We start from the raw sequence: 5,247 nt of genomic DNA, 5'->3' as shown, positions 1-5,247 counted from the left end.
TCTCTTGGGGCGCTCGTGTTCTTTTTGTCTCCGCGCCGGGCGGCCGGCCCCCCCCCCCCCCGGCCGGTGCCCAGCAGCGCGGCACCGACCAGCTCCTCCCACTCCCCGTGACCCGTGCCGGCGTCCGTGTCCGCCTTCGTTGTCGTCGTCACCGCGCCCCTCCCTCTCTCCTGCGGCAGTGCTCCGGTCCCGCCCCCTCCGCGGGACCGGAGCGGCTCTCGTTCCCCGTCGGCCGACCCTTCAGCTTGCGTGGTTGTCGTTCACAAAAGCCCCCCGGCTTCGTCGTTCGTGCACGTCGGCGCCCCCGCGCCGCCGTTCCCTCCCCTACGGGACCCCCGGTCCCGTCACCCCAGGGCGACCGGTTCCGGGCAGCCCGGCTGCCAGGCCGTCAGCGGGGTGAATCCACGGTGTCCGCATTCGCCGAACACCGTGACCGGGCCGCCGCCCGAGAGCGCGGCCAGCTGCCAGAGCCCGGACCGCGATCCGCCCCCGGTCAGCGCGACCGGCAGCGCGGAGGTGCCCTCCGCGTCCGCCAGCTGCCAGCCCAGTTCCCCCGGTATCGGGATCACCGGGCCCAGCACCACGGGCCACGAGTCGAGCCACGGGTCCTCCCGCAGCGCCGCCCCGTACGCCTCCAGTGCCGCCCCCGTGGAGACCCCGGCCGGGACCCGGCCGTCCGGCGCGGCCGGCGCGGACCTCTCCCCGAGATCCGCCCGCAGCCCCGCCGTACCGGGCCGGAAGCGGGCCTCCGCCGCCAGCACCAGCCCCACGGGCAGCGCCAGCGCCGGCGGCCGCCCGGGCGGCCCGAAGTCCAGCACCAGGGCCGGGCGCCCGCTCCCCAGCCCGTGCAGCCACGTCCGGCGGGTGGTGAGCCTGCCGTCCGGTGACACCGAGTCGTACTGGGCCAGCACCAGCCAGCTGTCCCGTACGACCTCCCCCTCCGCGCCGGAACCCGGAAGCCCCACCCTGCTCCGGACCGTCGCGGCGAGCGGCTCCGGCAAACCTGCCAACCCGAGCCAACCCCGGTTCAGCAGGTGCAGCAGCGCGCCCTCCTCCAGCATCCGGGCGGGCCAGCCGGGACCGCAACCGGGTATCGTCCCCAACTCCCGCACCCGCGCCGCGAGTCCCGGCGCCTGGGCGTCGACCATCCGCGCGGCCGTCTCCTCCCAGGGCGCGTAGCCCGCCTGCTGCTGACCGGCCAGGCCCGAGCGCAGCACGTCCTCCAGCCGCTGTTCCAGCTCGGTGACGCCGGCGCTGATCCGGGCCGCCCTCCGTTCGGCCCGGCGCCTCGCCGCCTGCGCGTCGACCGGTCCGCCCTCCGCGGCGGCCGCCCGCCCCGCCTGCGCCGCCCGCCCCGCCTGCCATCCCGCCGCCCAGTCCGGCGCGTCACCACCCCCTTCGACCCCGTCCGCCGCCCGGAGCAGCAGCAGCCCGAGCGCGTGCTTGCACGGGGACTTCCGGCTCGGGCAGGAGCAGTCGTACGCCGGGCCCGTCAGGTCCACGACCGTCCGGTACGGCGTACTGCCGCTGCCCTTGCACACCCCCCACACCAGACCGGAAGCGGAATCTCCGGTCTGCGACCACGGACCCGCCCCGCCCAGCCCGGCCCCCGCCGTGCGTGATGCAACGTCAGGAGCCAGGGCCAGTACCTGTTCCGCCGTCGGGCGGACCCCCTGCTCAGTCATGTGTCCCACCGTAGAGACCCCCACTGACAATCGCTCTGACCTGCAACAACCGTGCAGGGGAGGGGCGTTGTCAGTGGGGTGGTGCACGGTTGTCCCAGCGGCCGGGATCGGCTGCCGAGCATTGGAGGGGGACCATGAGCACGCCCGAGAACGGCACCGGCGCCCAGCCGCTGCGACCGCACGCCGAAGACGCCTTCGCGGACGAACTGAAAGCCCTCGCGGCCACCGACGACCGGCCCCGCCCGACGCGTTGGAAGCTCTCCCCGTGGGCCGTCGCGACGTACCTCCTGGGCGGCACCCTCGACGACGGCACGGTCATCACGCCCAAGTACGTCGGCCCGCGCCGCCTCGTCGAGGTCGCGGTCACCACGCTCGCCACCGACCGCGCCCTGCTCCTGCTCGGCGTCCCGGGCACCGCCAAGACCTGGGTGTCCGAGCACCTGGCCGCCGCCGTCAGCGGAGACTCCACCCTCCTCGTCCAGGGCACCGCCGGCACCCCCGAGGAGGCGATCCGGTACGGCTGGAACTACGCCCGCCTCCTCGCCCACGGGCCCAGCCGCGAAGCCCTCGTGCCGAGCCCCGTCATGCGGGCCATGGCCGAGGGGTCCACCGCCCGGGTCGAGGAGCTCACCCGCATTCCGGCCGACGTCCAGGACACCCTCATCACCGTCCTGTCCGAGAAGACGCTGCCGATACCCGAACTCGGCCAGGAGGTGCAGGCCGTACGCGGGTTCAACCTCATCGCCACCGCCAACGACCGCGACCGCGGGGTCAACGAGCTCTCCAGCGCACTGCGCCGCCGCTTCAACACGGTCGTGCTGCCGCTGCCCGCCACCGCCGACGCCGAGGTCGACATCGTCGCCCGCCGCGTCGACCAGATGGGCCGCGCCCTCGACCTGCCGGCCGCGCCCGAGGGCCTGGAGGAGATCCGCCGCGTCGTCACCGTCTTCCGCGAGCTGCGCGACGGGATCACCGGTGACGGGCGCACGAAGGTGAAATCGCCGAGCGGCACGCTGTCCACCGCCGAGGCCATCTCCGTCGTCACGGGCGGCCTCGCGCTCGCCGCCCACTTCGGGGACGGCGTCCTGCGCCCGTCCGACGTGGCCGCCGGAATCCGCGGCGCCGTGGTCCGCGACCCCGCCGCCGACGGAACCGTCTGGCAGGAGTACCTCGAAACCGTGGTGCGCGAGCGGGACGGCTGGAAGGACTTCTACCGCGCCTGCCGGGAGGTGACGGCATGAGCGGACCGGCCGCCGGACGGCGGGGCCCGCTGCTGCTGGGCGTACGCCACCACGGGCCGGGCTCGGCCCGCGCCGTGCGGGCCGCCCTCGACGCGGCCCGCCCGGCGGCCGTGCTGATCGAGGGCCCGCCCGAGGGGGACGCCCTGCTCCCGCTGGCCGCCGACCCCGGGATGCGGCCGCCCGTCGCCCTGCTCGCGCACGCCGCCGACGATCCGGGCCGGGCCGCGTTCTGGCCGCTGGCCGCGTTCTCGCCCGAGTGGGTCGCCCTGCGCTGGGCACAGCAGCAGGACGAACCGGTCCCGGTCCGGTTCATCGACCTCCCGGCCGCGCACGCGCTCGCCGCGCAGACCGCCCCGGACGCCGCCGGCCCCGTACGGGTGGACCCGCTCGCGGTGCTCGCCGAGACCGCCGGCTACGACGATCCCGAGCGCTGGTGGGAGGACGTCGTCGAGCACCGCGGCGGCGCGCCCGCGGATCCGCTCGCCGCCTTCGAGGCGCTCGCGGAGGCCATGGCGACCCTGCGCGAGACCTACGGGGACGGCGGACACCCCCGGGACGCGGTGCGCGAGGCGCACATGCGCCGGTGCATGCGGGCCGCCCGCCGGGAGTTCGGCGACGGATACGCCGTGGTGTGCGGGGCCTGGCACGTGCCGGCGCTGCGCGCGAAGACCACGGCCGCCGCGGACAGGGCGCTGCTGACCGGGCTCCCCAAGACCAGGGTGGAGACCACCTGGGTGCCCTGGACCCACCGGCGGCTCGCCCGGGCCGGCGGGTACGGCGCGGGCATCACCTCGCCCGGCTGGTACGCGCACCTCTTCGCGGCCCGGGACCGGCCCGTCGAACGGTGGCTGACCCGGGTCGCCGGGCTGCTCCGGGAGGAGGACCGGCACGTCTCCCCGGCGCACGTCATCGAGGCGGTCCGGCTGGCCGGGACCCTGGCCGCGGTGCGCGGGCGGCCGGTGGCCGGGCTGACGGAGACCCTCGAAGCCGTACGGGCCGTGATGTGCGACGGCTCCGACGTACCGCTCGCGCTCGTCGAGGACCGGCTGGTCGTCGGCGACGTGCTCGGCGAGGTCCCCGACGGGACGCCCGTCGTCCCCCTGCAACGGGACCTGACCCGCCGGCAGCGCTCGCTGCGGCTCAAGGCCGAGGCGCGGGAACGCGAGCTGGAACTCGACCTGCGCAAGGACACCGACGCGGCCAGGTCCCTGCTGCTGCACCGGCTGCGGCTGCTCGGCATCGACTGGGGCACCCCGGCCGCCTCGCGGGCCGGTACCGGGACGTTCCGCGAGACGTGGCGGCTGCGGTGGGAGCCGGAGCTGTCGGTGCGGGTCGCCGAGGCCGGCATCTGGGGCACCACCGTCGTGGCGGCCGCCACCGCCAAGGCCGAGGCGGACGCGGCCGGGGCGGCGGAGCTCGGCGAGGTGACGGCCCTGGCCGAGCGGTGCCTGCTGGCCGGGCTGTCCGGGGCGCTGCCCGCCGTACTGCGCGCCCTCGCGGACCTGGCCGCGCTGGACGCCGACGTGGCGCGACTCGCCAAGGCCCTGCCGGCGCTGGCCCGTTCGCTGCGCTACGGCGACGTACGGGGGACCGACGCGTCGGCGCTGCGGACGGTCGCGGGCGGCCTCGCGGAACGGATCTGCGTGGCGCTGCCGCCCGCCTGCGCGGCGGGCCTGGACGCGGACGCGGCGGGGGAGATGCGGGGCCACGTGGACGGCGTCCACGGCGCGGTGGACCTCCTCGACGAGGACGGGCCGAGGGAGCGCTGGGCGGCGGTCCTGGGGGTGCTGGCCGGCCGGGACACCGTGCCGGGGGTGATCCGCGGCCGGGCGGCCCGGCTGCTCCTGGACGACGGGAGGCTGCCGGCGGAGGAAACGGCCCGGCTGATGGGACTGTCGCTGTCCCCGGCGGCCGCCCCGGCCGACGCGGCGGGCTGGATCGAGGGCTTCGCGGGCGCCGCCTCGGGCGGGGGAACGCTGCTGGTCCACGACGAGCGGCTGCTGGGGCTGGTCGACGCGTGGCTGACCGGGGTGCCGGAGGCGGCGTTCATCGCCGTGCTGCCGCTGCTGCGGCGGACGTTCGGGGCGTACGAGCCGGGCGTCAAGCGGAGCCTGGGGGAGCTGGTGCGGCGCGGGCCGTCGGCGGAGCCGGTGCGGGGCGCGGCCCCCGCGGGCTTCGCCCCGGCCCTGGACCCGGTCCGCGCCGACGCGGTGCTCCCCGTGGTCCGGCTCCGGCTGGCCGGCCCGGCGGGGTGACGGGGGTGGCCCGCCCGGGCGGGGGGGGGCGCGTGTACACAACGGACGCGGCCGCCGCCAATGAGA

At 76.9% G+C, this 5,247-nt stretch carries 3 protein-coding genes; 2 read left to right on the top strand and 1 reads right to left on the bottom strand.

Annotated features, from left to right (window positions below; translation table 11 throughout):
• Window positions 1-344: 344 nt before the first annotated feature.
• Window positions 345-1,685, bottom strand: coding sequence for an SWIM zinc finger family protein (locus ACFXA3_RS34735; protein WP_385193671.1), 1,341 nt, complete (start codon window positions 1,683-1,685; stop codon window positions 345-347).
• 134 nt (window positions 1,686-1,819) lie between these two features.
• Between ACFXA3_RS34735 and ACFXA3_RS34730 the strand changes: the two genes are divergently transcribed.
• The gene (locus ACFXA3_RS34730; RefSeq protein ID WP_385193668.1) at window positions 1,820-2,926 is read left to right on the top strand and encodes an AAA family ATPase; all 1,107 of its coding nucleotides are present in this window, start codon (window positions 1,820-1,822) and stop codon (window positions 2,924-2,926) included.
• Window positions 2,923-5,181 carry a DUF5682 family protein gene (locus ACFXA3_RS34725; protein ID WP_385193666.1) on the top strand — a complete coding sequence of 753 codons (2,259 nt, stop codon included), beginning with the start codon at window positions 2,923-2,925 and terminating at the stop codon, window positions 5,179-5,181. Before ACFXA3_RS34730 ends, ACFXA3_RS34725 begins: the two co-directional genes overlap by 4 nt.
• Window positions 5,182-5,247: the final 66 nt, after the last annotated feature.

Source organism: Streptomyces sp. NPDC059456, from assembly GCF_042750055.1.
In the GTDB taxonomy this organism is placed as follows: Bacteria; Actinomycetota; Actinomycetes; order Streptomycetales; family Streptomycetaceae; genus Streptomyces.
This window is presented reverse-complemented; position numbering and strand designations above follow the sequence as displayed.